Raw genomic sequence first — 25270 nt, forward strand, 5'->3', positions numbered from 1 at the left:
AGAACGGCCTACCGCCCCATTCCCCCAACCACCCCATACAACCCCGCCCGCCGATCCCCATGCAAATCATTCCGCGCACTAATCCGCTTATTCCTCGCCTCCCCAAGATTCAGCGTAGCCAACAAAACCCGCTCCCCCTCCTCCTCCGCAGGCCCCGCCACCGGATACCCATCTGCATCAACAATCACCGAACCCTGCACCCAACCCACCCCGCGCTCAAACCCATGCCGATCACACGCCGCAATAAACATCCGATTCACCGAAGCATTCGCCTGCACCCGCACCACCTCCGCCGGCCTCTCCGTCGGCGGCCTGGGCCCATCCGGCCAATTCACCGGCGCACACAGCAAATCCGCCCCCGCCAGCGCCGGCAGACGCACCCACTCCGGAAACTCCAGGTCATAACAAATCAACATCCCAATCCGCCCATGCACCGTTTCAACCACCGGCGGCGCCGCATCACCAGCGGTGAAAATTTCACTCTCCGCATCCCACAGGTGCGCCTTGCGATAAACAGCCCGCAACCCTTGGGCATCGATCATCGCCGCGCTGTTAGCCAGCCCATCCCCCTCCAGCCGTTCGCAAAAACCACCCACCACCACAATGTTCAATTCCCGGGCCAGTGCAGCCCACAAACTCAAGGTCGGTCCTTCAACCGTTTCCGACAACGACAACGCTTCACTGCGGTCATTGAACACATACCCGCTCTGCACCAACTCAGGCAGCACCACAACCTGCGCCCCTTGATGCGCCGCCGAACGAATCGCGCGTTCCGTCAGCGTGCGGTTGAACGCGAGGTCACCAATCTTCGGCGCCACTTGGCAGCAAGCAACCACGGTATTTTTTGCAGTGTTCAACGTCCCTCCTCCACAGCCGGTTGGGTCATGGCGATGATGTCGCTCTCGGTAATCGCGTCGATGATCTTGCGTTCCGCCGCCAGGTCCAGCGAGCGGCTGAGGATGAAGTACGTCAGGCCCGACACCACCAATCCCACCAGCCAGGCGATGTCCACGCCTTCGAGCATGCGTGCCAGCGGGCCGACGAAGACTTCTTTGTTGGCGGCGGCATCGAAGATGTAGAAAAACGGGACCATCGCGGCGAAGCCGATCAGGTAGGAGACGATGCCGCGAAATTGCCAGGCGCCGTAGATGCCGTTTGGGGTGAAGAAGTGCGGGATCGCGTAGCGGCCTTTGCGCACGAAGAAGTAGTCGACCAGGTTGACGGCGGTCCAGGGCACGAGGAAGTACAGGAGCAGCACGAGGAAGGTGTTGAGCAGCGCGATGCCGTCGCCTTTGATCGACAGCACGCAGGTCAGCAGGATCACGCTGATCGCGGTGATGGACAGGATGCGGGCGCGGGGTGTCGGGGTGATTTTCTTGATCGAGTCGGCGCCGGTGAGCAGTGTCAGCATGGCGCTGTAGGTGTTGAGCGCGATGATCGGCAGGAAGCCGGCCACCGAGACGATCACCAGCACGTTGCCCAGCCCGGGAATCATCGATGAGCCCACCTGGTTCAACGCCACCAGCGCATCCACCGCTTTCAACTGCTGCGCCAGCCACGCGCCGAGGCCGATCATCCAGCTGCCGGACAGCGAGGCGCCGATGAACACGGCGGCGATCAGTTTGGGGCGGCTGGTGTTTTTCGGCAGGTAGCGGGAGTAGTCGGAGACATAGGGCGCATAGGAAATGTTGTAGCTGGCGCCGATGGCGAACAGTGTGGCGAACGCGACCCAGTTGAAGCCGAGGTCCGTCGCCGGGGTGACGCCCTCCTGGCCGGCGCCGAACATCAAGGCGATGGTGACCAGCGCGTACAGCGGCAAGGTGGCGAGCAACGCCCACTTGAAGGCTTTGTGCATCAGGTCGTGGCCGTAGATCGACAGCAATGCGCCGATCAGCACCACCGCCACCGCGACGATGGTCGGGTCGATGCCGAACACATGTTCGAGGCCGTTCATGATCAGCGAGATGTTCACCACGTTGAAGCCGACGAACACAAACATGGTCGCCATCAGGGCCAGGATCACCCCGCGATAACCGAATTGGGCACGGGACTGGATCATTTGCGGCAGGCCCATTTCCGGACCTTGCGAGCCGTGGAAGGCCATGAAGATGGTGCCGAACATGATGCCGAGCGCGCCGGCGAGCATGGTCCACAGCGCCGACAAGCCGAGGCTTGGGCCGACGAAACCGATGGAAATGGTGAAGAAGTGGAAGTTGCCCAGGAACCAGAAAGGGCCCTGGCTGCTGAGTTTGGCGTGACGTTCGTTTTCCGGAATGTAATCGATCGAGTGGCCTTCGATGGCCAACCCGCTGCTCGCTTCGAGGGCGTGCGCAGATTGTGGGGACCCTGACATACGAATGTTCCTATGCTGGTGATTGTTGTTTTTATGGGCAAAGCGCCGGTTTCATTGCAATGTAGGGCGTCGGTCAGGGCGGTAAAATATCGCAGGCGCACTGTTTACATAGATCGGCGTCTATGTGGTGAACATCGGAGGCAACACATGCTGGGCACTGTATCGGAACTGGATCTGCGCTTGATCCGGGTCTTTCTGACCGTCGTCGAGGCCGGCGGAATCTCGGCCGCGCAGACGGCGCTTAATACCACGCAACCGACCATCAGCGCGCAGTTGGCGACGCTGGAAGCGCGGGTCGGTTTTCGTCTGTGCGAGCGTGGGCGCGGCGGGTTTTCGGTGACGCCCAAGGGCGGCCAGTTTGTCGAAGCGGCCCGTCGGTTATTGGCGGCGGCCGAGGGCTTTCGGGTTGAGGTGCAGCACATCAATCGCAAGGTGTCGGGCACGATTAACATTGGCTTGCTCGGTCAGATCGATCCGTCCGCCAACAAGAACATCGCCCTGGCGATTGCCCGTTTGCGCTCGCGGCATGAGGGGCTGTATTTCCACTTCACCGAGCTGTCGTCATCGCTGCTGGAAGAGAAAATCATCAACGGCCACATCGATCTGGCCATCGGTTACTTCTGGCACCGCTTGCCCAACATCGATTACTTCCCGTTGTTCCAGGAAACCCAGATCGCCTACTGCGCCCCGGCGCATCCGCTGTTCGATCAGGTCGGTGATCTGAGCCGCGAGGACGTGCGCGATTACGACTGGGTCTGGCCCAGCCACCCCTTGCCGGAAATGCCCGCGCCCACGTCTATCGAACGCTTGACGGTGCTCACCGACAGCATGGACGGTGCGGCGCTGCTGATTTTGTCGGGTCAGCATTTGGGTTTTCTGCCACAGCATTACGCGGCGAAACATGAACAACTGGGGCAGTTGCATCCGCTCAATCCTGAGTTGCTGCGTTATGAGGTGGGTTTCCATGCGGCGGTGCGACATTCGGCGCGGCAACGGGAGGTGGTGAGCGCCTTCCTGGCGGAGTTGATCGGGATTTTCGCCTCAACCTGAACAGCCAACGACAGTGTCTAGTCCCGAAAGAGGTGTAAACCTATTTCAGGACTAGACAGGACCTGGAAGTACGTCCCCTGCCATTCCAAGGTAGAACAATCCAAGTAATCGCCTAAGCTCCCCGGAGGGGTTGCGATGCAAACGTCGCGCAGCCGAAGGAGGATTTTGATGGACCGACGCGAGTTTCTTGAGAGCAGTGCCCTCGGTCTCGGCGGCCTTGCCATTGCGGGCGCCATGGTGACCTCGGCTCCCGCCGAGGCGGCGGGTGAATCTTCGCAAACCAGCGCCATCGACACGGTGCGCAAATGGGACCCTGCCAAAGCCGAGGCGTACCTGAAGGTCAACACGAATCCGTGGACAAACGGAATTCTCGACATCAAGTCCATCGAGCTGATCTGCGTCGGCCTGAATGCCGCCTGCACAAACCTGCAGCCGGAACCCACGCGCCGTCATATCAGGGCGGCGCTTCAAGCGGGCGCCACTCGAAACGAGATCCAGCTGGTGATCGAGGGTGCGGCGTTCATGGCGATCCATGCGTGCAGTCTCGGCGCGCCCATTCTGCTCGAGGAAGGCAAGGCGGCGGGAAAGGCCCCTACGGTCAAGAACGTCGCGACGCCTTCGGCCGACATGATGAAAGAGAAGGGACTCTGGAATACGGCCTGGGATCCGTTCTTCAACCTTGATCCACTATGGACCGACCAGTTCTTTGCGGCCGTCGGGGGCATTTACGACGGCAAGACTCTCCAGCCAAAGTTCGTCGAACTGCTCAGCATCGCCTTGGACGCGTCGGTTACACACATGTACGCACCCGGCACGCGGCGTCATATCAAGGGCGCCTTGGCCCTGGGTGCGACCATGGAAGAGATCATGGAGACGCTGAAGATCGCGACGTCCTTCGGGCAGGAGAGCATCAACATGGCGATACCGATCCTGGCCGAGGAATTGGCTGCCTTCGAGAAGAAAAAATAGTCTGGCAGGTCGGCCTGTTTCCGCCTGATAGCGGGTCCGACTATCGGGCATTGAAGTCGATAGCTAAACCCAAGCAATCACCTACGCTCCTAGAGGGGATAGCGGCGTTTACACAGTCATCGCACACCCTATTAAGCACGCGCCACTGATGCGATTCCATGGATTGAATCCAAGCCACTTGACCTTCAGGTAGGGGAGATTTCTATGTTCAAGTATCTGCATTTCAGTCCGATTCTTTTACTCGCCGCTTCCATTTGTCTTGGCGGATCGTCCTGCCACGAACCTAAAGATGATGACAATTCGCAGAGCAATCCATCGGCGAGTGGTGGCCCGAATCGGGCGGGCGCCGCGATTATCCCCCGCACACAAATTCAACCCAGAATGAACAGAACTCACTGACATCGGCTTCCAAGCGCCGTCAATCAAGGGACGAAAACAGATCCGTCCCCTTTCAGTCCACGGCGCGTCGACCGAATTATTCCGCCATGATCGCCTGATACTGCTTCTGGTACTCGGCATAGGGAAGGTGTTGATCCATCAATGCTTTCACCCGCGATTCCTTGTATTGAACAGGAGTCAACATTCCAGCCGGAACCGACGGGATCGCAGAAGCTGACGCTTCGGTAGTGGGTGTGATGTTTCCGATGCATTGATATTTGACGATCATCTGGCCAGCGGTGCAATTACCCCAGCCATCGCGGACCTGGCAGTTCTGGGTTTGCCCACCGAAAGGTTCGGCGCGGGTGTAACCCCAAACCGCACATTTGTTGTTTGCAATTAACTCGGCTTGCTTATAGTCAACGACCGGTGTCTCAAAGGGTTTGAAATCATAAGCCATATCGATCGAGCCATCCGCTCGGCTCCCGCCAGTTGCGTAGAAGTCTTTACGGCTTGAGCAGCCTGTTACCACAACAGCCAGAATGATCAGAAAAAGTAGCTTACGCATGGAGGAAAACCTTCAGATATAAGAAAAGTACGATGACGGCAATGCGCCTTACAGCTGTCTACAAAAACGACAACGGGAGGTGGTGAGTGCCTTCCTGGCGAAGTTGATACGATGTTTTGCAACCGGGTAATCAAGGGGCGGAAACAGATCCGTCCCCCCTTTCAGTTACTCAATGTTCTTCAAGCACACCAAAGCGAAGGTTGTTGGCCACGTAATCCGGATGGAAGACATCCTGATCGAGCTCGAACAGCGCTTTGTTCTGCGGCAGGCGCTCGTTCTCGTTCAATGATTCGTCTGGGCTCACGCCTGTCAGCTCGGCGAGAAGATCGCCGATCAGTTGTTCTACGCTCATTTTATTGTTCTCGTTGAGGCTGAAGGTCTATGCGGTCGAGCCGCCGAACTGCGGGGCTTGTGGCGCAATTCGTGAGAAGAATTTAATACGCGCAGACATCATCAATTTTTCAATCGGCGACAGCGCTTTTTCATTTCATGACAATTTGTGCCCGTTGATCCGGCAGTTCCACGTCATTCATAAACAGCCGAACGACGACGTCATCGCTAGCCCTCTCGATATATAGTTTTGTATATTGCGCAGCTCAAATCACCAAGACACCTCCATGAGCCGCATTCGCCAACACAATCAGCAACTCATCCTGGCCGCCGCCAGCGAAGAGTTCGCCGCCAAAGGTTTCGATGCCACCCAGACCCGGGACATCGCTGCGCGTGCGGGGGTGCCGAAGGCGAATCTGTATTACTACTTCCAGAGCAAGGAAAACCTCTACTCGCGCGTGCTTCTCGGGTTTGTCGAGCCGCTGCTGCACGCCTCGGCAGCGCTGCGCGAAAGCGATGAACCTGTGGCGGGATTGCAGGCCTACATCGCCGCGCGAATCCGTATCGCCCGCGAGCATCCGCACATTGCCAAGGTGTTCAGCGGTGAGTTACTGCTGGGGGCGCGGCAATTGCCCGAGGAGTGCCGGGTCCTGCTGTATGCCGAGGCGCAACGCAATGTGGAGTGCCTGCGCAGCTGGATTGATCGGGGTCTGTTGGCGCCAGTGGACCCGGAGCACTTGATGCTGTTCATCTGGTCGGCGACCCGGACCTACACCAATCTGGGCTGGCAGATGGCGCACATCACCGGGCAGCAAACGCCGCAGGATGAGGATTACGCGCTGGCGGCGGCGACCATTACGCGGCTGGTGTTGGGCGGCGTGGTGCCGGAGATTGGGCAGTCGCCGAGGGTGTTGATGTTTGCGACGTGAGCAGCCTGAAGCGTGCAAGCCTCAGGGTTGACAGTGGGTTCAGATGCGGATTTCAGCCGCTGGTTTCACGTCGATCCGCGCCACCGAACCGGTCAGGTGCGCAAGGTCCTTGTTGTGCTCGGCGATGATCTCTTCGGCAGTCAGGTTACCGTTGTCGACGGTGGAGTGCGCATCCTCCGCCAGCTCGACGTCGTAGCCCAGTTTCAGTGCCTGGCGCACGGTCGCGTTGACGCAGTAATCGGTTTGCAAACCACAGATGATCAGTCGCTCGAAGTCCTCTGTCGGCAGCAGCTTTTTCAGATTGGTCTGGTAGAAGGAATCCGGGGTGGTTTTGCGTACGTAATGATCCGTGGGCTCGGTGTCCAGATTATTCGCCAGTTTCCAGCCGTCGCTGCCGTATGCCAGCGGCCCCCCCTCTTCCTCATGCTGTATGAAAACGACCGGCACCTTGGCTATCCGGGCTCGGGTGCTGAGGTGGTTGATGCTTTCGATGACGCGGTTGATCTCGAAGCACTCGTACTCGCCAGAGCACAGCGCCTGCTGGACGTCGATGATTAGCAGTGCGGTAGCCATGATTCATTCCTTGAACAATCAATGGATCAGGGGACGAAAATAGATCCGTCCCCTTTCAAACACAACCTCTAGTAGCCGAGTGACAACCCGGTGTTGCGACGTGGGTCGTTGGCGCCGTAGAAGCGGTTTTTGCCGACCGGTTTGCCTTCCAGCGAAGGCGCGCCGACGAGGATCGCCGCGACGTGGTTGGCGTCCTGTGGCCCGGCAAACTTATGCCCCCAGCTTTCGAGGATCTTCACCGTGTCCGGGCTGGTGGTGAAGGTTTCGAGGTTGGTCTCTTCCGGCAGCCATTGCTGGTGGAAACGCGGGGCGTCCACCGCTTCCTGGATGTTCATGCCGTAGTCGATCACGTTGAGCATGGTCAGCAGGGTGGCGGTGATGATGCGGCTGCCGCCGGGGGTGCCGACGACCATCACGACCTTGCCGTCCTTGGTGACGATGGTCGGGCTCATAGACGACAGCGGCGCCTTGCCGGGCGCGATGGCGTTGGCCTCCCCTTGCACCAGGCCGTACATGTTCGGTACGCCGATTTTCGAGGTGAAATCGTCCATTTCGTCGTTGAGGATGACCCCGGTTTTACTGGCCATGACGCCGGCGCCAAACCAGTCGTTGAGGGTGTACGTCATCGACACCGCATTGCCCCATTTGTCGACGATGGAGAAGTGCGTGGTGTTGCTGCCCTCATGCGGCGCTACGCCGGGCTTGATCTCGCGGGACACGCCGGCTTTTTGCGGCTGGATCGCGGCGCGCAGCTTGGTGGCGTAGTTTTTGTCCAGCAGGTGCGCGATCGGATTTTTCACGAAATCCGGGTCGCCGAGGTAGCTGTTGCGGTCCACATAGGCGTGGCGCATCGCTTCGATCTGATAGTGCATGGCTTGGGCCGAGTGGTAGCCCAGGTCTTTCATCGGGTAACCGTCGAGGATGTTCATGATCTCGCAGATCACTACCCCGCCGGAGCTTGGCGGCGGCGCCGAGACCACGTGGTAGCCACGGTAGTCGCACTCGATGGGCGCCAGTTCGCGGGTTTTGTATTTGTCGAGGTCGGCCTGGGTGATGATGCCTTTGTTGGCCTGGCTGGAGGTGACGATGGCGTCGGCGACCCAGCCTTTATAGAAACCGTCGGCGCCCTTCTCGGAAATTTCCCGCAGGGTTTTGGCCAGGTCCTTCTGCACCAGTTTTTGCCCGACCTGCATCGGCTCACCGTTGCTGAGGAAGATCGAGCCGGAATCCTTCATGTCTTTCTTGAACACGTCGGTGGCGTAGTCGAGCAAATCGACATCGCCCTGCTCCAGGGCAAAACCGTCTTCGGCCAGTTTGATCGCCGGGGCGATCACTTCCTTGCGCGGCTTGGTGCCGTACTTGCTCAGGGCCAGTTCCATGCCGGACACGGTGCCCGGCACGCCGACGGCCAGGTGGCCACGGGTGCTGAGGTCGGGGACGACATTGCCTTCTTTGTCGAGGTACATGTTGGCGGTGGCGGCCAGCGGGGCTTTTTCACGGAAATCGAGGAAGGTCTTGCGCCCGTCCGCCAGCTGAATGGTCATGAAACCGCCGCCACCGAGGTTGCCCGCTGCGGGATAGACCACCGCCAGCGCGTAAGCCACCGCGACGCCGGCATCCACGGCGTTGCCGCCGTTCTTGAGCACATCGACCCCCACCTGGGAGGCCAAATGCTGGGCCGTGACCACCATGCCGTTTTCGGCGGCAACGGGGGCCACGGAGGCGGCGTGGGCAGTCAGGCAGCTAAGCGCCAAGGTGGTCGCGATGAGCGATTTGGCAAAAGGTTCGTACTTCATGAGTCGGTCTCTTTTTGTTTTTAGGGTCTGAAAAAAGCAGAGAAAACGTTTCAAGAGCAGAAGGCAGTATGGCTCGGATTACACATTGCGCCTCCCCGTCGAGGCAGTATGCTGAGGCTCTGTTCAGCCCCTTTGCGGAGTCCGCCAGCATGACCTACACCTTCACCACCCTGGCGTCTCCGGTCGGCGAACTGAAGCTGGTCGCGAAAGAGGCAAGACTGGCGGCCATCCTCTGGGAAAACGACAAACCGAACCGGGTGCGGCTGGGCCCGATGTACGAAGCGCCGGACAATCCGATCCTGATGCGCGCCGTTCAGCAGTTGCAGGAATACTTTGCCGGCACCCGCAACCGCTTCGATCTGGAACTGGATTTTGCCGGCACGGATTTTCAGAAGAAGGTCTGGCAGGCCCTGCTGACCATCCCGTTCGGCGAGACGCGCAGCTACAGCCAGATTGCCGAACAGATCGGCAACCCGAGCGCAGTTCGGGCAGTGGGCGCGGCGAATGGCAAGAACCCGATCTCGATCGTTGCCCCCTGCCATCGGGTGATCGGCGCCTCGGGCAAGCTCACCGGGTTTGCCGGCGGGCTGGAGGCGAAAGAGCGGTTGCTGACGCTTGAAGGGTGCGAGTGGTCAGGCGCCAGCAGAACGGGCGACTTGTTTTGACTGACCGGAACACCTGTTGCAGCTGCCGAGCCTGCGAGGCTGCGTTCGGCGGCGAAGCCGTCGTAATCCGAGCGCACTCGATCTGGCTGATGCACCGCGCTGCCCGCATCAAACGCAGCCTCGCGGAGCTCGTCAGCTGCTACAGGGAAAGTGTCGTTCAGGTGAAAATATTCTTCATCGCCGCGTACTGCAGCAGCATGATGGTCTTCGCGTCGCAGATCTCCCCGCGATAAAACGCTTCTAGTGCATCATCGAACGCCCACTCCAGCACTTCCAGTTCTTCGGTCTCTTCCTCCAGTCCGCCGCCTTCGCTGACTTTCGACGCAGCGTCGTACTCGGCAATAAAGAAGTGCAGCTTTTCAGTGACGGAGCCAGGGCTCATGTACGACTCGAAGACCTTCTGCACATGGTGCACGCGGTAACCGGTTTCTTCCTCGGCTTCGGCGCGGATGCGTTCTTCCGGCGCCGCCCCTTCGAGCAACCCGGCGGCCACTTCGATCAACAAGCCGTCATGACCGTTGACGAACACCGGCAAGCGGAACTGGCGTGTGAGCACGACAGTGCGCTTTTCGCGGTTGAACAACAGAATCGCCGCGCCGTTGCCCCGGTCGTAGACCTCGCGGGTCTGACGTTGCCAGTCACCGTTGTTGCGCTGATAGTCGAAGGTGATTTTCTTCAGCAGGTACCAGTCGTGGGACAACACCTGGGATTCGATTATGTTGATCCGTTCGGCTGTGTTCGCCATGGCACCGCATCCTTTTTCGTGAGAAGCGCCCATGGTAGGCGAAAACGGAAAAGCCCGGCATCTCCCTGATGCCTAATGCGCAACCTTGTAGCAGCTGGCGAAGCCTGCGTCCGGCTGCGAAGCAGTCGTGAAATCAGACGATGCGGTGTTTCAGGAAGACCGCAAACTCAGGTTTTACGACTGCTTCGCAGCCGGACGCAGGCTTCGCCAGCTGCTACAGGGTTGTGGTGTTGCTTGGGATCAGGACAGCTGCGCCTCGTATTCCTTCACGTACTGACCGGCGAGGGTTTCTTTCTGTTTGTCATCGAGCAGTTTGCCGGCCATCTGGAAGAACTTCTGCTCTTCCTCTTTCAGGTGGTGATGAACCTTCTCCGCCAACTTCTTCGCGGTCGCCAGCCAGGCCGGGCTGGACATCTCGGTCTTGTCCAGTTCCTCCATCATTTCGTCCATTTCGTGGTGCTCGGCGATGGCGTGGCGGCTCAGGTCGACGCCGTTGTCGAATTCCATCAACGGAATGTAGAAATGCCGCTCTTCGGCGGTTTCGTGGGCCTGGAGTTCGGACTTGAGTTGTTTGTAAGCCTCAACCCGCTCCGGGGTGTCACCACTGGTTTTGATCAGCGCATCGGCATAGCTACGTTGGCGCTCGTGGCTTTCACGCAAGGCTTCGAAAATATTCACGGGGTGTCCTCTTTGGCCGCGTTCTGAAGTGACGCTGTTTAGGCTAGACATCCGCGCGACGACGACGGTTCCACAATTGCCGCGAGCACGCTAGGCTGCCGGTTCATTGCCATAAGGATGTCGCTCATGACCCTGCGAATCGAACAATCGCAAAACCCCACGGACGAAGAACGTGAGGCGATCCTCATACCGCTGCGCGCCTACAACACCGCACAGGCTGGCCCGGGCAATCCGCAACCGCTGGCTTTGCTGGTACGCGACGAAAACGGCGAGATTCTCGGCGGGTTGTATGGCCGGTTCTTTTACCAGTGGTTGTTTATCGAGTTGCTGTCGGTGCCCGAACAGGCCCGGGGACAGGGTTTGGGCTCGAAACTGATGCAGATGGCCGAAGACCTGGCGCGGGAAAAGGAATGCGTGGGGATCTGGCTGGACACCTTCGACTTTCAGGCGCCGGAGTTTTACAAACGGCTCGGTTATAGTGAGCTGGGCCAGATCGCCGACTACCCGCCGGGCCACAAACGCCATTTCTTCCAGAAGCGCCTGATCAACTGATCAAAATACAAACCTCTGTAGGAGTGAGCCTGCTCGCGATGGCGTCGAGTCAGTCAACATTGATGTTGAATGTAACGCCCTATCGCGAGCAGGCTCACTCCTACAGGGGGTACTGCGTCAGCCTTGGATCAGAGGCAAGTCGCCAACGCCGCCAAACGGCGCTTGGCCACGAAATCATCATGCTGCGCGTAGTAACTGATCACGGTGCCGGACGCATCGGTGGTCACGTCGATAAAGGATTCCGCCGAGCGCGTGTAAACCGTCGAACCACCCTTCTTGCCCGGCTGCAGATACGCGCCGGCATCCACACCAAACACCGCCTCGTCCTGCCAGGAAAACTGCACGCACTGGGCCACGACCATTTCCGGCTTGTTCGAGTTCAGGGTTTTGTACGGGGTCTTGGTGCGAGCATCGTCCATCACCGAGCCCGCGCATCCCGCCAGCAACGTTACGGCCAGCGCCACCATCAGAATTCGCATTACGTTCGCTCATCAAGAAAAAGCGGACTGTATCACCGTGGCGCGGCGTTTCGTTCTGCTTTACTGCATTTATACCGCGACACCGCGTAACGATTCGCGCACCCTGTCGCGCCATAAACACCGCCTTTTTCTGGAAACCCCATGACACCCAACGCCGAATTCTACAAACCAACCCCTGAATACGCCGACAAGCTGATCAGTCAGATTGGCCAGACACCGTCCTGGATCGCCAAGCGCATTGGCGTGACCGACAAGCGCATCCGTTACATCCTCGACGGCGAACGCACCGTCAAAGGCGAAACCACGCCGATCAAGATGACCTACACCGAGCAGTTCGCCCTCGAATGCCTGGCCGCCGCGGCCAAGGCCAGCAAGAAACAATCTTCGTAACCCGTTATCAAGGAGCGACCATGGCGGCAACCGAACAGCAACACGAGCAGGCGCTGAAGAAGTTTCTCGACGAACGCCCTGAACTGCGCCACGAACTCGACAACCTCAACCCGCTGCTGGCCCAGGCCAAGGGTGAGACCGCGGCGCAGTACCGTGACGAGCGATTGCACGAAGCCTTCGAGGATGAAGCCGAACGTCGGGGGTTGTTCGCCTGGGAGCTGACGTTGCTCCTGACGGCTGCCACACCACAGGACTACGAAGCCCAGCGCCGGGAAGTGCATATCGAAGTCGCGGAGATGGCCGGCATGGATTGGCTGGACTATTGCGAGCTGTACGGGATAAAACCGTAACCACTGTTCAAGGATGCCCGCACAGATGCTGCCTTCCGCCTCTTCAACCCACGCCAGCCCCGGCCACCTGCATACGCAAAAGTGGCGCGGGCGCATCGGCATGACGCTGGTGGCCATGCTATCGGTGCTCGCCGGCATGACCGACGCCATCGGCTTCATGGCCAGCGGCGATTTCGTCTCGTTCATGAGCGGTAACACCACGCGCCTCGCCGTGGCCATCAGCGTCGGCGATCTGGGGCTGACCGGGCGTTTACTGCTGCTCGTGGCCACGTTCATCGTCGGCAACGCCCTGGGCATTATCGTCAGCCGCCTCGGCGGGCGACGGGCGCTGCCGTTGATGCTGACCATTTCTGCACTGCTGTGCGCGGCTGCCATCTGGCCTTACGACGACCAATTGCCCGCGCTGCTCGCGGCGATCATCGCCATGGGCATGCTCAATGCCGCGGTCGAGGAAGTGAACGGCCTGCCGGTTGGCCTGACCTATGTCACCGGCGCCCTGTCGCGCTTCGGACGGGGATTGGGGCGTTGGATGCTCGGCGAACGGCGCAATGGCTGGCGCGTGCAATTGATCCCCTGGACAGGGATGTTTGCCGGGGCTGTGCTTGGGGCGGTGCTGGAACATCATTTGGGACTTCAGGCGTTGTTTGCCAGCGGATTGCTGGCGGGGGTGCTGGGGGTGGTGTCGTTGAAGATTCCGCGGCGGTGGCAGTTGGGGTATATGCCGCGCTGATTACAGTGTTGCCTGCCAGGCCGCCTTCGCGAGCAAGCCCGCTCCCACATTAAATTTGCGATGGATCATGATTTTGTGATCGACAAATATCGAATGTGGGAGCGGGCTTGCTCGCGAAGGCCGCAACTCGGTCCCCAGAGAAAACGCCCTTCGCCGCCCCGCCGATAAAGCTTTATCATGGCCGCAGTTTCGCTGATCGAGTCCGTCATGAAGTTCGCCATCGCGCTGTTTTCCGCCGCCCATGCGCCCTCCTCGCGCCGCGCCCTGTTGTTTGCCCAGGCTGCGCTGGCCGGCGGACATGAGATTGTCCGGCTGTTTTTCTATCAGGACGGCGTCTACAACGCGTCCGCCAGCGTGGTTACCCCGCAAGATGAACTGGACCTGCCCAAGCAATGGCGCGCGTTTGTCAGCGAGCATCAACTGGACGGCGTGGTGTGTATCGCCGCCGCGCTGCGCCGTGGCGTGTTGAACGAGGAAGAAGCCGGGCGTTACCAGCGTGACGCCGTGGCCGTCGGTGCGCCGTGGGAATTGTCCGGCCTCGGCCAGTTGCACGATGCAGTGCAGGACGCTGACCGCTTGATCTGTTTCGGAGGCGCGTGAGATGGCTAAATCCTTGCTGATTATCAGCCGTCAGGCGCCATGGTCCGGGCCAAACGCGCGCGAAGCGCTGGACATCGTGCTCGCCGGCGGCGCCTTCGACCTGCCGATCGGCCTGCTGTTTCTCGATGACGGGGTGTTTCAGCTCGCCGCGAAACAGGACGCCAAGGCACTGCAACAAAAAGACCTGAGCGCCAACCTGCAAGCCTTGCCGATGTTTGGTGTCGAGGAGTTGTTCGTCTGCGCTGACAGTGCCGCAGAACGTGGGCTGGACCCTTGCGCTTTCTCCCTGGAAGAAGCCCGGGCGCTGACCGCCCACGACATCACCGCCCTTATTGACCGTTACGACCAGGTGATCACCCTCTGATGTCGACTTTGCATGTGTTGTCTCATTCCCCGTTCGGCGACGATCGCCTGACCAGTTGCCTGCGTGTGATCGGCGCCAACGATGCGCTGCTGCTGAGCGGCGACGCCGTGTATGCCCTGCAACCCGGCACCGCACCGTTCAGCGCGCTGAATACTCGTGGCCTGACACTGTTCGTACTGGCCGAAGACGTTCAAGCCCGCTCCATTGCAACGCCAGACTGGGCCAAGGCCATCGATTACCCGGCCTTCGTCGATCTGTCGATTCACTATGACAAGGTCAACAGTTGGCTATGAATTCCCTGACAGTCGGCGCTCGCGCCATCGAGTTGGACAAGGACGGTTTCCTGGTCGAACTGAGCGACTGGTCCGCTGACGTCGCCAGCGCCCTCGCCGCGGCCGAAGACATCGAGCTGAGCCCTGAGCATTGGGAAATCCTCGAACTGCTGCGCCGTTTCTACGACGAATTCCAGCTGTCGCCGGCCACCCGTCCGTTGATCAAGTACACCGCGTTGAAGCTCGGCCCGGAAAAAGGCAACAGCCTGCACCTGAACCGACTGTTCAAAGGCACCCCTGCCAAACTCGCCGCGAAACTGGCGGGCCTGCCCAAACCGACGAATTGCTTATGACCGACTTCCCAGCGCTGACCCTCGAAACACCTGCCGAGCACCCGTTCGCCCAGTTCGTGCGAATCCTCGGCAAAGGCAAACGCGGCGCCCGCGACCTGACGCGTGAAGAAGCCCGTGAAGCCATGGGCATGGTGCTCGACGACAAGGTCGAAGACACCCAGCTCGGGGCGTTTCTGATGCTGCTGCGGCACAAGGAAGAAAGCGCCGAGGAAATGGCCGGTTTCACCGAAGCCCTGCGGGAACGCTTGCAGGCGCCCGTCTTGAATGTCGATCTGGACTGGCCGACCTATGCCGGCAAGAAGCGTCATCTGCCGTGGTACCTGCTCGCGGCCAAGTGCCTGGCGCAGAACGGCGTACGCATTTTCATGCACGGCGCCGGCGCGCACACGGCCGGGCGGCTGTACAGCGAACAACTGTTGGAAGGACTCGGCATTCCACTGTGCCGTAACTGGCAACAAGTGGGTGCGGCACTCGATAACGGCGGCCTGGCGTTCATGCCGCTGGTGGATTGGGCGCCGCAACTGCAGCGCATGATCGACCTGCGCAACACCTTGGGCCTGCGCTCACCGATCCATTCCCTGACGCGCATCCTCAATCCGCTAGGCGCCCGTTGCGGCCTGCAAAGTATTTTCCACCCCGGCTACCAGGCCGTGCACCGCGATGCCAGCGGCTTGCTGGGCGACACGGCCATCGTGGTCAAGGGCGACGGCGGCGAGATCGAGATCAACCCGGACGCCGACAGTCACTTGTACGGCACCACCGGCGGTGAAAGCTGGGATGAAGAGTGGCCGCAACTGTCAGCCCAGCGTCACGTAAAACCCGCTGCCCTCGACCCTGAGCATATGAAAGCCGTGTGGCGCGGTGACGTGGTCGACAGCTACCCGCAAATGGCCCTGATCTCGACCATGGCCCTGGCGTTGCGCGGGCTCGGTCAATCCCGTGATCAGGCGTTTGAAACGGCCCAGCAGTATTGGGATGCTCGCGACAGATCGATTTAACCGATCATAACTGCCCAACCTTTGCGCTATTTGTTCGAACTGATGGGCATAGACTCCTCTCCAACGCTTTATAAGTTTGAGGAGTCTTGATCATGGGTTTATTAGTCGAAGGCCGCTGGCAGGACCAGTGGTACGAAAGCGGTAAAGACGGCGCATTCCAGCGTGAACAGGCGCAACGCCGCAATTGGGTCACCACCGACGGCAAACCGGGCCTGACCGGTGTCGGTGGCTTTGCCGCCGAAGCCGGCCGCTATCACCTCTATGTGTCCCTCGCCTGTCCGTGGGCGCACCGCACGTTGATCCTGCGCAAACTCAAAGGCCTCGAAACCCTGATCGACGTGTCGGTGGTCAGTTGGCTGATGCTGGAAAACGGCTGGACCTTCGACCAGAGCCTCGGTTCCACCGGCGACAAGCTCGATCACCTCGACTTCATGCACCAGCGCTACACCGCCGACACCGCCAATTACACCGGCCGCGTCACGGTGCCGGTGCTGTGGGACAAACAGCAGAACCGCATCGTCAACAATGAATCGGCGGAGATCATCCGCATGTTCAACAGCGCATTCGATGACCTGACCGGCAATGACCTGGATTTCTATCCGCAGCCACTGCGCGCCGAAATCGATGCGTTGAATGAGCGGATTTACCCGGCGGTGAACAACGGCGTGTATCGCGCCGGCTTTGCGACGTCGCAGCACGCTTATGAAGAAGCGTTCGATGGTTTGTTTGAAGAACTGGACCGACTGGAGCAGCTGTTAAGCGCCAATCGTTACCTGACCGGGGAATACCTGACCGAAGCGGATATTCGGCTGTTCACTACGCTGATTCGTTTTGACGCGGTGTACCACGGGCACTTCAAGTGCAACCTGCGGCGCATTGCCGATTATCCGAACCTGTCGAACTGGCTGCGCGAGATTTACCAGTGGCCGGGGATTGCCGAAACGGTGAGTTTTGAGCACATCAAGAATCATTACTACGGCAGCCACAAGACCATCAACCCGACCGGGATTGTGCCGAAAGGGCCGGCGCAGGACTTCACCGTGGCGCATGACCGGGCGCGGTTGAGCGGGAAAGGGGTTTGGCGCCGGGCCTGAGGTTTGTGCAGGTTTTGAGGGCCTCAATCGCCAGCAGGCTAGCTCCCACAGTTGATTTGCGTCGTTCACAAATCCCCTGTGGGAGCTAGCCTGCTGGCGATCGGATTAACTCGGTGTTCAGACTTGTGATTGAGCCCCTTCAAACCACGCCAGTTTCTCGCGCAGCTGCACCACTTCCCCAACAATCACTAACGTCGGCGCATGCACTTCATGCTCCGCCACCAGCCGTGGCAGGTCCGCCAACGTGCCGGTAAACACCCGCTGATTGACCGTGGTGCCCTGCTGGATCAACGCCGCCGGGGTATCCGCCCCGCGACCGTGCTTGATCAACTGTTCGCAGATGACCGGCAAGCCCACCAGGCCCATGTAGAACACCAGCGTCTGCGCCGGCGCGACGAGGTCGGCCCACGGCAGATCGGTGGAGCCGTCCTTCAAATGCCCGGTGACAAACCGCACCGACTGCGCGTAGTCGCGGTGGGTCAGCGGAATCCCGGCATACGCCGCGCAACCGCTGGCTGCCGTGATACCCGGCACCACCTGGAACGGGATGCCATGGGCCGCCAGTTCTTCGATCTCTTCACCGCCGCGACCGAAGATGAACGGATCACCGCCCTTCAACCGCACCACGCGCTTGCCAGCCTTGGCCAGATCGACCAATTGCTGGTTGATCTGATCCTGCGGCACGGCGTGATCAGCGCGGCGCTTGCCGACGTAAACGCGCTCGGCATCACGACGGCACAGCTCCAGAATTGCCGGGGCCACCAGGCGGTCATACAGCACCACGTCGGCTTGCTGCATCAGGCGCAAGGCACGGAACGTCAGCAGGTCGGGATCACCCGGCCCCGCCCCGACCAAATACACCTCGCCGGTCGTGACGTCCGCTTCGCCGTCGAGTTTCGCCTGCAACAGACGCTCGGCTTCGGCGCCCTGCCCGGCCAATTGCCGGTCAGCGATCGGGCCTTGAAATACGTCTTCCCAGAACCCGCGACGCTGCTGCACATCCGGAAACAGGCCTTTGACCTGATGACGAAAACGCGCCGCCAAACCGGCCAGTTGACCGTAGGTCGAAGGAATCCAGGTTTCAATCTTGGCGCGAATCAGCCGCGCCAGCACCGGCGCATCGCCGCCGCTGGACACCGCAATAATCAGCGGGGAACGATCGACAATCGCCGGAAAGATCACGCTGCACAGGGCCGGCGCGTCCACGACGTTGACCGGCACACACCGCCGATGGGCATCAGCGGACACTTGCGCGTTCAACGGCTCGTCGTCGGTGGCGGCAATGATCAGCCCACAACCGTCCAGATCCGTTTCGACATAACCGCGTAATAGGCACTCGCCACCGCTGCCGGCCACCAGTTCGCGCAGTTGCGGTTCGATTTCAGGTGCAACCACCCGCAGCAGCGCACCGGCATCGGCCAGCAGGCGGGATTTGCGCAAGGCAATCTCCCCCCCACCGACAACCAACACACGACTGCCGCGCAGGTTGTGAAACAGCGGCAGATAGTTCATTTAGCCAATGACCTCAAGGCCACCCATGTACGGTTTCAGCACGTCAGGCACGCGGATCGAACCGTCGGCCTGCTGATAGTTCTCCAGCACCGCCACCAGGGTACGACCGACCGCCAGGCCGGAACCGTTCAGCGTGTGAACCAGTTCAGGCTTGCCGGTTTCCGGGTTGCGGAAACGCGCTTGCATGCGACGGGCCTGGAAATCGCCGCAGTTGGAGCACGACGAAATCTCGCGGTACTTGTCCTGGCTCGGGATCCACACTTCCAGGTCGTACGTCTTGACCGCGCTGAAGCCCATGTCGCCGGTGCACAGCGCCAGGGTGCGGTAAGGCAGTTCCAGCAGTTGCAGGACTTTCTCGGCGTTGGCGGTCAGGCCTTCCAGTGCTTCCATCGAGGTCGACGGCTCAACGATCTGGACCATTTCAACTTTGTCGAACTGGTGCTGACGGATCATGCCGCGGGTGTCACGACCCGACGCGCCGGCTTCGCTGCGGAAGCACGGGGTGTGGGCCACGAACTTGATCGGCAGCAGTTTCGAATCAACGATCTCGCCGGCGACGATGTTGGTCAGCGACACTTCGGCAGTCGGGATCAGGTACAGATCGGCTTCGCCTTCGCGCGCGATCTTGAACAGGTCTTCTTCGAACTTCGGCAGTTGACCGGTGCCTTGCAGCGCCGGGGCCTGGACCAGATAAGGCGTGTAGGCCTCTTCGTAGCCGTGCTCGGTGACGTGCAGGTTGATCATGAACTGCGCCAGGGCGCGGTGCAGACGGGCAATCGGGCCGCGCAACAGGGCGAAACGCGCGCCGGACAGCTTGGCGGCGGTTTCGAAGTCCAGCCAGCCGAATTTCTCGCCCAGGGCCACGTGGTCCTGAACCGGGAAATCGAACGCGGTCGGGGTGCCCCAGCGGCGGACTTCGACGTTGCCGTCTTCATCTTCGCCAATCGGCACCGATTCGTGCGGCAGGTTGGGGATGCCCAGCAGGATCGCATCCAGATCGGTCTGGATCGCGTCCAGTTCGACTTTACCGGCGCTCAATTCGTTGGCCATGCGCTCGACGTCAGCCATCAGTGGCGCGATGTCTTCGCCGCGCTGCTTGGCCTGACCGATGGATTTGGAACGGGCATTACGCTCAGCCTGCAGTGCTTCGGTGCGGGTCTGGACGGTCTTGCGCTGTTCTTCCAGCGCTTCGATGCGCGCAACATCCAGCGTGTAGCCACGGGATGCCAGGCGGTCCGCTACGTCCTGAAGGTTGCTACGTAACAGTTTGGAATCGAGCATGTCGGTTTCTCGTTTATCAAAGTTTGGTCAAGGACAGGCCGGCCCAGGTGGCAAGCAGCCCGCCGAATACGCTGAGCGTCGCATAGCCCAGGGCCAGCGGCACTTGCCCGCTTTCCAGCAGGCGCACCGTATCCAGTGAAAAGGATGAAAAAGTCGTCAGCCCTCCGAGGAAGCCGACGATCAACCCGGCACGCACCTCAAGCGGCACTTCCGGGCGTATCAAAAACAGACCGTAAAGAACGCCGATCAGCAAACAGCCCACGATATTAACGGCCAGCGTCGCGGTATAGAAGTGCCGCGGCCAATTAGCGTTGATCCAGTTTCCGGTAGCAAAACGTAACAGCGTGCCGGCGACACCGCCGACGGACACCGCGATGACCAATGGAATCACTATTTTCTCCGCTGCCGGGGGCTTAGACGGTCAAGTTGGGCGAGGTGATTGAGCTTCTCGCCGATCTTCAATTCCAGGCCACGCGGCACTGGCTGGTAGAACGGCTGCGGTTCGAGCTCTTCGGGGAAGTAGTCTTCGCCCGCGGCGTAGGCATCCGGCTCATCGTGGGCGTAACGGTATTCGTCGCCGTAACCGAGTTGCTTCATCAATTTGGTCGGGGCATTGCGCAGGTGCAGCGGCACTTCCAGCGAACCGTGCTCGGTGGCGCTGCGCATCGCCGCTTTGAAACCCATGTACACCGCGTTGCTTTTTGGCGCGCAAGCCAGATAGGTGATGGCCTGGGCCACCGCCAACTCACCTTCGGGGCTGCCGAGGCGCTCCTGCACTTCCCACGCCGCCAGGCACAGGCTCAGGGCGCGGGGGTCAGCATTGCCGATGTCTTCGCTGGCCATGCGCACCACGCGCCGGGCCAGGTACAGCGGATCGCAACCGCCGTCGATCATCCGCGCGAACCAGTACAGCGCGCCGTCGGGGTTGGAGCCGCGCACCGATTTATGCAGCGCGGAAATCTGGTCGTAGAACGCTTCGCCGCCCTTGTCGAAACGCCGACGGGTATCGCCGAGCAGACTTTGCAGGAGATCGACGCCGATCTCGCTACTGTCTTCGGCGAGGTCCGAGGCGTTTTCCAGCAGATTGAGCAGCCGCCGGCCATCGCCATCGGCGGCGGACAACAGCATCTGGAAGCCTTCATCGCTGAGCGTCAGTTGGCGCTTGCCCAGACCACGCTCTTCGGTCAGTGCGCGATGCACCAGTTTGCGCAGGGCCGCTTCGTCGAGGCTCTTGAGCACATAGACGCGGGCCCGGGAGAGCAAGGCGTTGTTGAGTTCGAACGAGGGGTTTTCGGTGGTCGCGCCGATGAATATCAGCGTGCCGTCTTCAACGTACGGCAGGAACGCGTCCTGCTGGGACTTGTTGAAGCGGTGCACTTCGTCGACAAACAAGATGGTGCGCTTGCCGTATTGCCCGGCCTGTTGCTTGGCGATTTCCACTGCCTGACGGATTTCCTTCACGCCGGCCAGCACCGCCGAGACCGTTTCGAAGTGCGCATCCGAGACTTCCGCCAGCAACCGCGCCAGGGTGGTTTTGCCCACGCCCGGCGGGCCCCAGAAAATCATCGAATGCAGGGCACCCTGCTCCAGCGCTTCGCGCAAAGGCTTGCCGCGAGCGAGCAGGTGTTCCTGACCGACGTACTCGTCCAGATTGGCCGCACGCAGGCGGGCGGCCAAGGGCTGAGCAATCGGGGCGCTGCGAAACAGGTCCATCACGTGCGGTTAAAACCTCGCCTTTTGCGTAACTCTCGAGTTGGGCAAAAACCTGTGGCGAGGGGGCTTGCCCCCGTTCGGCTGCGAAGCAGTCGTAAAACATTGCATGCGGTCTATCTGATGTACCGCAATACAGGTTTTAGGGCCGCTTCGCGACCCAACGGGGGCAAGCCCCCTCGCCACACAACCTCGCTCCCACAGGTTTTGCGGTTTATTCCTGGATCACGTCCGCACCCTTGGGGATGTCGAACTTGAACTTGGACGCAGGGATCGGCTCGTTGGCCTTCACGCCGGTGAACAGGATATTGGTGCGCTGACCGACGCTGTCGATCAGTTGCATGTCGTTGACCAGACCGTTACGGAACGACAGGCGCAGGCTGTCGAACAGGGTGTCCTTGGTTTTCGGCTTCAGAGTGAAGTCGATCACGCCACCGGCTTCCTTGGCGCTGATGTCGAAGCTCTGGCTGATCTTGGACACGTCACCAGACAGCAGCAACGCCGGGGTCTGGGTCAGGCGCAGGTCGAGGGTCTTGATGGTGACCTGCTCCAGGTCCGGGTCCCACAAGGTCACTTTCTTGCCGTCGGACACCATGGTTTGTTCAGCCGGGGCATTGGTGTGCCAGTAGAACAGGCCCGGGCGCTGCAACGACATGTCGCCAGCCGTTTCCTGCAACTGGGTGCCGCTGCCATCAAGCGTCAGCTGGGAGAAACGCGCGGTCAGGGTCTTGGATGTTTCGAGTAATTGGGTCAGGCGCGCCACGTCCTTGTCATCGGCGTGGGCCGAAAGCGTGGTCAAAGCCAGAACCGGCAGCAACAACATGCGGATAAGACGCATGGGAGTCCTCTTGATATTCGTGGGGGTGCGAGTGGCGCGTCACTGCGCCACCCTGCTTCAAATCAAATCAGTCGCGTACCGGGCCAGGGGCCAGGACTTCACGCGAACCGTTGGTGTTCATGGACGTCACGACCCCGGCCATTTCCATGGCTTCGATCATGCGTGCGGCGCGGTTGTAGCCGATTTTCAGTTTGCGCTGAACGGCCGAAATGGACGCGCGACGGCTTTCGAGGACGAACTGCACCGCTTCGTCGTAGAGCGCATCGGTTTCAGCATCATCGTCGCCACCACCGCCGCCATTCTCAAAGCCGCTGCCGGCTTCTTCGACACCGGCGAGGATCTCGTCGTTGTACTCCGGTGCGCCGCGCAGTTTCCAGGCTTCCACCACGCGGTGAACCTCGTCATCGGACACGAACGCGCCGTGCACACGAATCGGCAGACTGGTGCCCGGCGGCATGTAGAGCATGTCACCGTGGCCCAGCAACTGCTCGGCGCCGCCCTGGTCGATGATGGTCCGGGAGTCGATCTTGCTCGATACCTGGAACGCCATACGCGTCGGGATGTTCGCCTTGATCAGACCGGTGATCACGTCCACCGACGGACGCTGGGTCGCCAGGATCAAGTGGATACCGGCAGCACGGGCCTTCTGGGCGATACGGGCGATCAGTTCTTCAACCTTCTTGCCGACGATCATCATCATGTCGGCGAATTCGTCGACGACCACGACGATGGTCGGCAGCTTGGTCAGCAGCGGCGCTTCGTCGTGAATGCTTTCGCGCTTGTACAGCGGGTCGGTCAGCGGCGTGCCGGCGTCCTGGGCTTCCTTGACCTTGGCGTTGAAGCCGGACAGGTTCCGTACGCCCATCTTCGCCATCAGTTTGTAGCGACGCTCCATCTCCGCCACGCTCCAGCGTAGGGCGTTGGCAGCGTCTTTCATGTCGGTCACGACCGGGCACAGCAAGTGCGGGATGCCTTCGTAGATCGACAGCTCAAGCATTTTCGGGTCGATCATGATCAGTTTGGCGTCTTCCGGGCCAGACTTGAACAGGATCGACAGGATCATCGCGTTCACGCCCACCGACTTACCGGAACCGGTCGTACCGGCCACCAGCAAGTGCGGCATTTTTGCCAGGTCAGTGATGACCGGCTTGCCGCCGATGTCGTGACCGAGGGCCAGGGTGACCGGCGACTTGAAGTTGTCGTACTCGGGGGTCGACAGCACTTCGGAGAACCGCACAATCTGCCGGTCTTCGTTGGGGATTTCGATACCGACGGTGGTCTTGCCGGGAATCACTTCAACCACACGCACGCTGGTCACGGCCAGGGAGCGCGCGAGGTCTTTCGCCAGGTTGGCGATGCGGCTGACTTTGACGCCTGCCGCCGGTTGAATTTCGTAACGGGTAATCACCGGGCCTGGGTGAATCGAATCCACCGAGACTTCGACGCCGAATTCCTTGAGCTTGATTTCCAGCAAATGGCCAACCGCAGCCAGGGATTCGGGCGAGTAATTGAGTTGTTTCTTTTCCGCAGGGTCGAGAATCGAGATCGGCGGCAAGGTGCCTTCCACGGCGCTGTCGACGAACAACGGTGCCTGCTTCTCTTTCTCCACGCGCTTGCTCGGTGCAGCGGGTTTCGGCGGCGCTGGCGCAATGACCGGCGGCACCTGCTTCTCGCGCTCCGACATGTGCTTGCTCAGGGCCTGTTCGCGTTCGATCAGGCGTTCCTTGACCTTGGCCTGCTCGCGCTTGTCGGTGACGGTCGGTGCGACCACGTCATGTACGCGGTCGTCCACTTCACGCAGTTGCGCCACCAGTTGCTTGCGTTCGGTACGGGCCGCCCACCAGCGATTGGCCGCGCCCTGGAACAGCTCGAACAGGTCGAGGGTGATCTTGCCGGTGACGTCCATCACCTTGAACCACGACAGGTCGGTGAACACCGTCAGGCCGAACAGGAACAGCGCGATGAACAGCAGCGTGCTGCCCTGGATGTTCAGCGCGTTCTTGGCCAGGTCGCCAAGGCTTTCGCCCAGCGCGCCGCCAGCACCCGCCGGCAGGCCTGTGGCCGCGTGGAAATGGATGTGCGCCAACGCAGCGCCGGACAGCACCAGAAACACCAGGCCGATCAGGCGCCAGGAGAACAGCCAGCCGCTCCACTGCCACGGTTCGTGGCGCTGACGGAAGATCTGATAGACCTTGACCGCCAGCAACAACGGGAAGATGTAGGCGAAGTAACCCAGCACCATGAACAGGATGTCGGCGCTGTAGGAACCGGCGGGGCCGCCGAAATTCTGCACGTCATCAATCTTGCTGTTGTGGCTCCAGCCCGGATCGTCCTTGCCGTAAGTCAGCAAGGCCATCATCAGGAACAGGCACAGAGCGCCAATGGCGATCAATGCACCTTCCTTGAGCCGGTAGTGCAAATGCTGGCGCCAGAGCGGAACGACTGTTTTGGGTGCTGCGGTGGATTTCTTCAAAACGCTTCTTTTCCTGCGCCCGAGGCGCGTCCATCTGTTGAATGACTATAAAAAACTGCCCAATCCAGGCAGGTAAAAAAGTGAACAGGCGCAACCGGGACTACTTTTAACACTGCACCCGGTCTTTTATAAACACGGTGCGCACTGCTTATTTTGTTACAACCCCCTTTGCACGCAGGCATTGTACGGGTTTGTTCGCCCGATAACATGCGTGAGGCACTGGGTACAGCATAGCCAAAA

At 60.3% G+C, this 25270-nt stretch carries 29 protein-coding genes; 14 read left to right on the forward strand and 15 right to left on the reverse strand.

Translation table 11 applies throughout. The features are described from left to right. Positions 1–8: 8 nt before the first annotated feature. Positions 9–857, reverse strand: a complete 849-nt coding sequence (locus BK660_RS04210; protein WP_123432221.1) for a nitrilase family protein — start codon at positions 855–857, stop codon at positions 9–11. Further along, positions 854–2353 (reverse strand): purine-cytosine permease family protein, encoded by a 1500-nt coding sequence (locus BK660_RS04215; RefSeq protein ID WP_123432222.1) that lies wholly within the window; start codon positions 2351–2353, stop codon positions 854–856. The genes BK660_RS04210 and BK660_RS04215 overlap by 4 nt, the downstream gene beginning before the upstream one ends. Positions 2354–2500: 147 nt before the next feature. Between BK660_RS04215 and BK660_RS04220 the strand changes: the two genes are divergently transcribed. Then, the gene (locus BK660_RS04220; protein WP_123432223.1) at positions 2501–3403 is read left to right on the forward strand and encodes a LysR family transcriptional regulator; all 903 of its coding nucleotides are present in this window, start codon (positions 2501–2503) and stop codon (positions 3401–3403) included. Positions 3404–3571: 168 nt separating this feature from the next. Continuing rightward, positions 3572–4372, forward strand: a complete 801-nt coding sequence (locus tag BK660_RS04225) for a carboxymuconolactone decarboxylase family protein (RefSeq protein ID WP_185044963.1) — start codon at positions 3572–3574, stop codon at positions 4370–4372. Positions 4373–4847: 475 nt separating this feature from the next. Here the strand turns inward: BK660_RS04225 and yecR are convergent, their stop codons facing one another. Next, positions 4848–5318 carry a YecR family lipoprotein gene (yecR, locus tag BK660_RS04230; RefSeq protein WP_123432225.1) on the reverse strand — a complete coding sequence of 157 codons (471 nt, stop codon included), beginning with the start codon at positions 5316–5318 and terminating at the stop codon, positions 4848–4850. A gap of 169 nt (positions 5319–5487) precedes the next feature. Continuing rightward, positions 5488–5670 (reverse strand): hypothetical protein, encoded by a 183-nt coding sequence (locus BK660_RS04235; RefSeq protein ID WP_123432226.1) that lies wholly within the window; start codon positions 5668–5670, stop codon positions 5488–5490. A gap of 265 nt (positions 5671–5935) precedes the next feature. Here BK660_RS04235 and BK660_RS04240 point away from each other — a divergent pair, with 265 nt between their 5' ends. Further along, positions 5936–6577, forward strand: coding sequence for a TetR/AcrR family transcriptional regulator (locus BK660_RS04240; protein WP_123432227.1), 642 nt, complete (start codon positions 5936–5938; stop codon positions 6575–6577). 39 nt (positions 6578–6616) lie between these two features. On the opposite strand, the gene BK660_RS04245 is transcribed toward BK660_RS04240, so the two are convergent. Beyond that, positions 6617–7150 carry a cysteine hydrolase family protein gene (locus BK660_RS04245; protein WP_123432228.1) on the reverse strand — a complete coding sequence of 178 codons (534 nt, stop codon included), beginning with the start codon at positions 7148–7150 and terminating at the stop codon, positions 6617–6619. 68 nt (positions 7151–7218) lie between these two features. After that, positions 7219–8946 carry a gamma-glutamyltransferase gene (gene ggt / locus BK660_RS04250; RefSeq protein ID WP_123432229.1) on the reverse strand — a complete coding sequence of 576 codons (1728 nt, stop codon included), beginning with the start codon at positions 8944–8946 and terminating at the stop codon, positions 7219–7221. Positions 8947–9095: 149 nt separating this feature from the next. On the opposite strand from ggt, the gene BK660_RS04255 reads away from it, so the two are divergent. Then, positions 9096–9611: a methylated-DNA--[protein]-cysteine S-methyltransferase gene (locus tag BK660_RS04255; protein WP_123432230.1), complete on the forward strand. Its 516-nt coding sequence runs from the start codon at positions 9096–9098 to the stop codon at positions 9609–9611. Between the two features lie 157 nt (positions 9612–9768). On the opposite strand, the gene BK660_RS04260 is transcribed toward BK660_RS04255, so the two are convergent. Continuing rightward, complete coding sequence (locus BK660_RS04260) at positions 9769–10356, reverse strand: NUDIX domain-containing protein (protein WP_123432231.1); 588 nt, start codon at positions 10354–10356, stop codon at positions 9769–9771. A 240-nt stretch (positions 10357–10596) separates the two neighbouring features. Beyond that, positions 10597–11034 carry a hemerythrin domain-containing protein gene (locus tag BK660_RS04265; RefSeq protein WP_123432232.1) on the reverse strand — a complete coding sequence of 146 codons (438 nt, stop codon included), beginning with the start codon at positions 11032–11034 and terminating at the stop codon, positions 10597–10599. A gap of 126 nt (positions 11035–11160) precedes the next feature. On the opposite strand from BK660_RS04265, the gene BK660_RS04270 reads away from it, so the two are divergent. Next, positions 11161–11586: a GNAT family N-acetyltransferase gene (locus BK660_RS04270; protein WP_123432233.1), complete on the forward strand. Its 426-nt coding sequence runs from the start codon at positions 11161–11163 to the stop codon at positions 11584–11586. A 128-nt stretch (positions 11587–11714) separates the two neighbouring features. On the opposite strand, the gene BK660_RS04275 is transcribed toward BK660_RS04270, so the two are convergent. Then, positions 11715–12065 (reverse strand): hypothetical protein, encoded by a 351-nt coding sequence (locus tag BK660_RS04275; protein WP_123432234.1) that lies wholly within the window; start codon positions 12063–12065, stop codon positions 11715–11717. A gap of 141 nt (positions 12066–12206) precedes the next feature. On the opposite strand from BK660_RS04275, the gene BK660_RS04285 reads away from it, so the two are divergent. The 9 genes from BK660_RS04285 to BK660_RS04325 all read left to right on the forward strand — a co-directional run bounded on the left by BK660_RS04285 (position 12207) and on the right by BK660_RS04325 (position 17216). After that, positions 12207–12455, forward strand: coding sequence for a hypothetical protein (locus BK660_RS04285; RefSeq protein ID WP_027925145.1), 249 nt, complete (start codon positions 12207–12209; stop codon positions 12453–12455). Between the two features lie 20 nt (positions 12456–12475). Then, positions 12476–12805 carry a DUF6388 family protein gene (locus BK660_RS04290; RefSeq protein ID WP_123432235.1) on the forward strand — a complete coding sequence of 110 codons (330 nt, stop codon included), beginning with the start codon at positions 12476–12478 and terminating at the stop codon, positions 12803–12805. A 25-nt stretch (positions 12806–12830) separates the two neighbouring features. Then, positions 12831–13535 (forward strand): YoaK family protein, encoded by a 705-nt coding sequence (locus BK660_RS04295; protein ID WP_123432236.1) that lies wholly within the window; start codon positions 12831–12833, stop codon positions 13533–13535. 207 nt (positions 13536–13742) lie between these two features. Further along, positions 13743–14135, forward strand: a complete 393-nt coding sequence (tusD, locus tag BK660_RS04300) for a sulfurtransferase complex subunit TusD (protein WP_123432542.1) — start codon at positions 13743–13745, stop codon at positions 14133–14135. A 1-nt stretch (position 14136) separates the two neighbouring features. Next, entirely contained in the window at positions 14137–14499 is a 363-nt protein-coding gene (tusC, locus tag BK660_RS04305) for a sulfurtransferase complex subunit TusC (RefSeq protein WP_123432237.1), read from the forward strand. Continuing rightward, positions 14499–14792, forward strand: coding sequence for a sulfurtransferase complex subunit TusB (gene tusB, locus BK660_RS04310; RefSeq protein ID WP_123432238.1), 294 nt, complete (start codon positions 14499–14501; stop codon positions 14790–14792). The genes tusC and tusB overlap by 1 nt, the downstream gene beginning before the upstream one ends. Continuing rightward, the gene (locus tag BK660_RS04315; RefSeq protein WP_027925139.1) at positions 14789–15124 is read left to right on the forward strand and encodes a TusE/DsrC/DsvC family sulfur relay protein; all 336 of its coding nucleotides are present in this window, start codon (positions 14789–14791) and stop codon (positions 15122–15124) included. Before tusB ends, BK660_RS04315 begins: the two co-directional genes overlap by 4 nt. Next, positions 15121–16122, forward strand: a complete 1002-nt coding sequence (locus BK660_RS04320) for a glycosyl transferase family protein (protein WP_123432239.1) — start codon at positions 15121–15123, stop codon at positions 16120–16122. Before BK660_RS04315 ends, BK660_RS04320 begins: the two co-directional genes overlap by 4 nt. Positions 16123–16214: 92 nt before the next feature. Beyond that, positions 16215–17216, forward strand: a complete 1002-nt coding sequence (locus tag BK660_RS04325) for a glutathione S-transferase family protein (protein ID WP_123432240.1) — start codon at positions 16215–16217, stop codon at positions 17214–17216. A 117-nt stretch (positions 17217–17333) separates the two neighbouring features. On the opposite strand, the gene cysG is transcribed toward BK660_RS04325, so the two are convergent. The 6 genes from cysG to BK660_RS04355 form a co-directional block, all read right to left on the reverse strand. Beyond that, entirely contained in the window at positions 17334–18728 is a 1395-nt protein-coding gene (gene cysG, locus BK660_RS04330; RefSeq protein ID WP_123432241.1) for a siroheme synthase CysG, read from the reverse strand. Further along, positions 18729–20009, reverse strand: coding sequence for a serine--tRNA ligase (gene serS / locus BK660_RS04335; RefSeq protein ID WP_123432242.1), 1281 nt, complete (start codon positions 20007–20009; stop codon positions 18729–18731). A 16-nt stretch (positions 20010–20025) separates the two neighbouring features. Next, positions 20026–20400 (reverse strand): fluoride efflux transporter CrcB, encoded by a 375-nt coding sequence (gene crcB / locus BK660_RS04340; protein WP_123432243.1) that lies wholly within the window; start codon positions 20398–20400, stop codon positions 20026–20028. Beyond that, positions 20400–21722 carry a replication-associated recombination protein A gene (locus tag BK660_RS04345; protein WP_123432244.1) on the reverse strand — a complete coding sequence of 441 codons (1323 nt, stop codon included), beginning with the start codon at positions 21720–21722 and terminating at the stop codon, positions 20400–20402. Before BK660_RS04345 ends, crcB begins: the two co-directional genes overlap by 1 nt. A 211-nt stretch (positions 21723–21933) precedes the next feature. Further along, complete coding sequence (gene lolA / locus BK660_RS04350) at positions 21934–22557, reverse strand: outer membrane lipoprotein periplasmic chaperone LolA (RefSeq protein ID WP_054053642.1); 624 nt, start codon at positions 22555–22557, stop codon at positions 21934–21936. Between the two features lie 67 nt (positions 22558–22624). Then, on the reverse strand, positions 22625–25030 hold the full coding sequence (locus BK660_RS04355; RefSeq protein ID WP_027925131.1) for a DNA translocase FtsK: 2406 nt from the start codon (positions 25028–25030) through the stop codon (positions 22625–22627). Positions 25031–25270: the final 240 nt, after the last annotated feature.

The organism is Pseudomonas brassicacearum (assembly GCF_003732265.1).
GTDB classification, from domain to species: Bacteria; Pseudomonadota; Gammaproteobacteria; order Pseudomonadales; family Pseudomonadaceae; genus Aquipseudomonas; species Aquipseudomonas brassicacearum_D.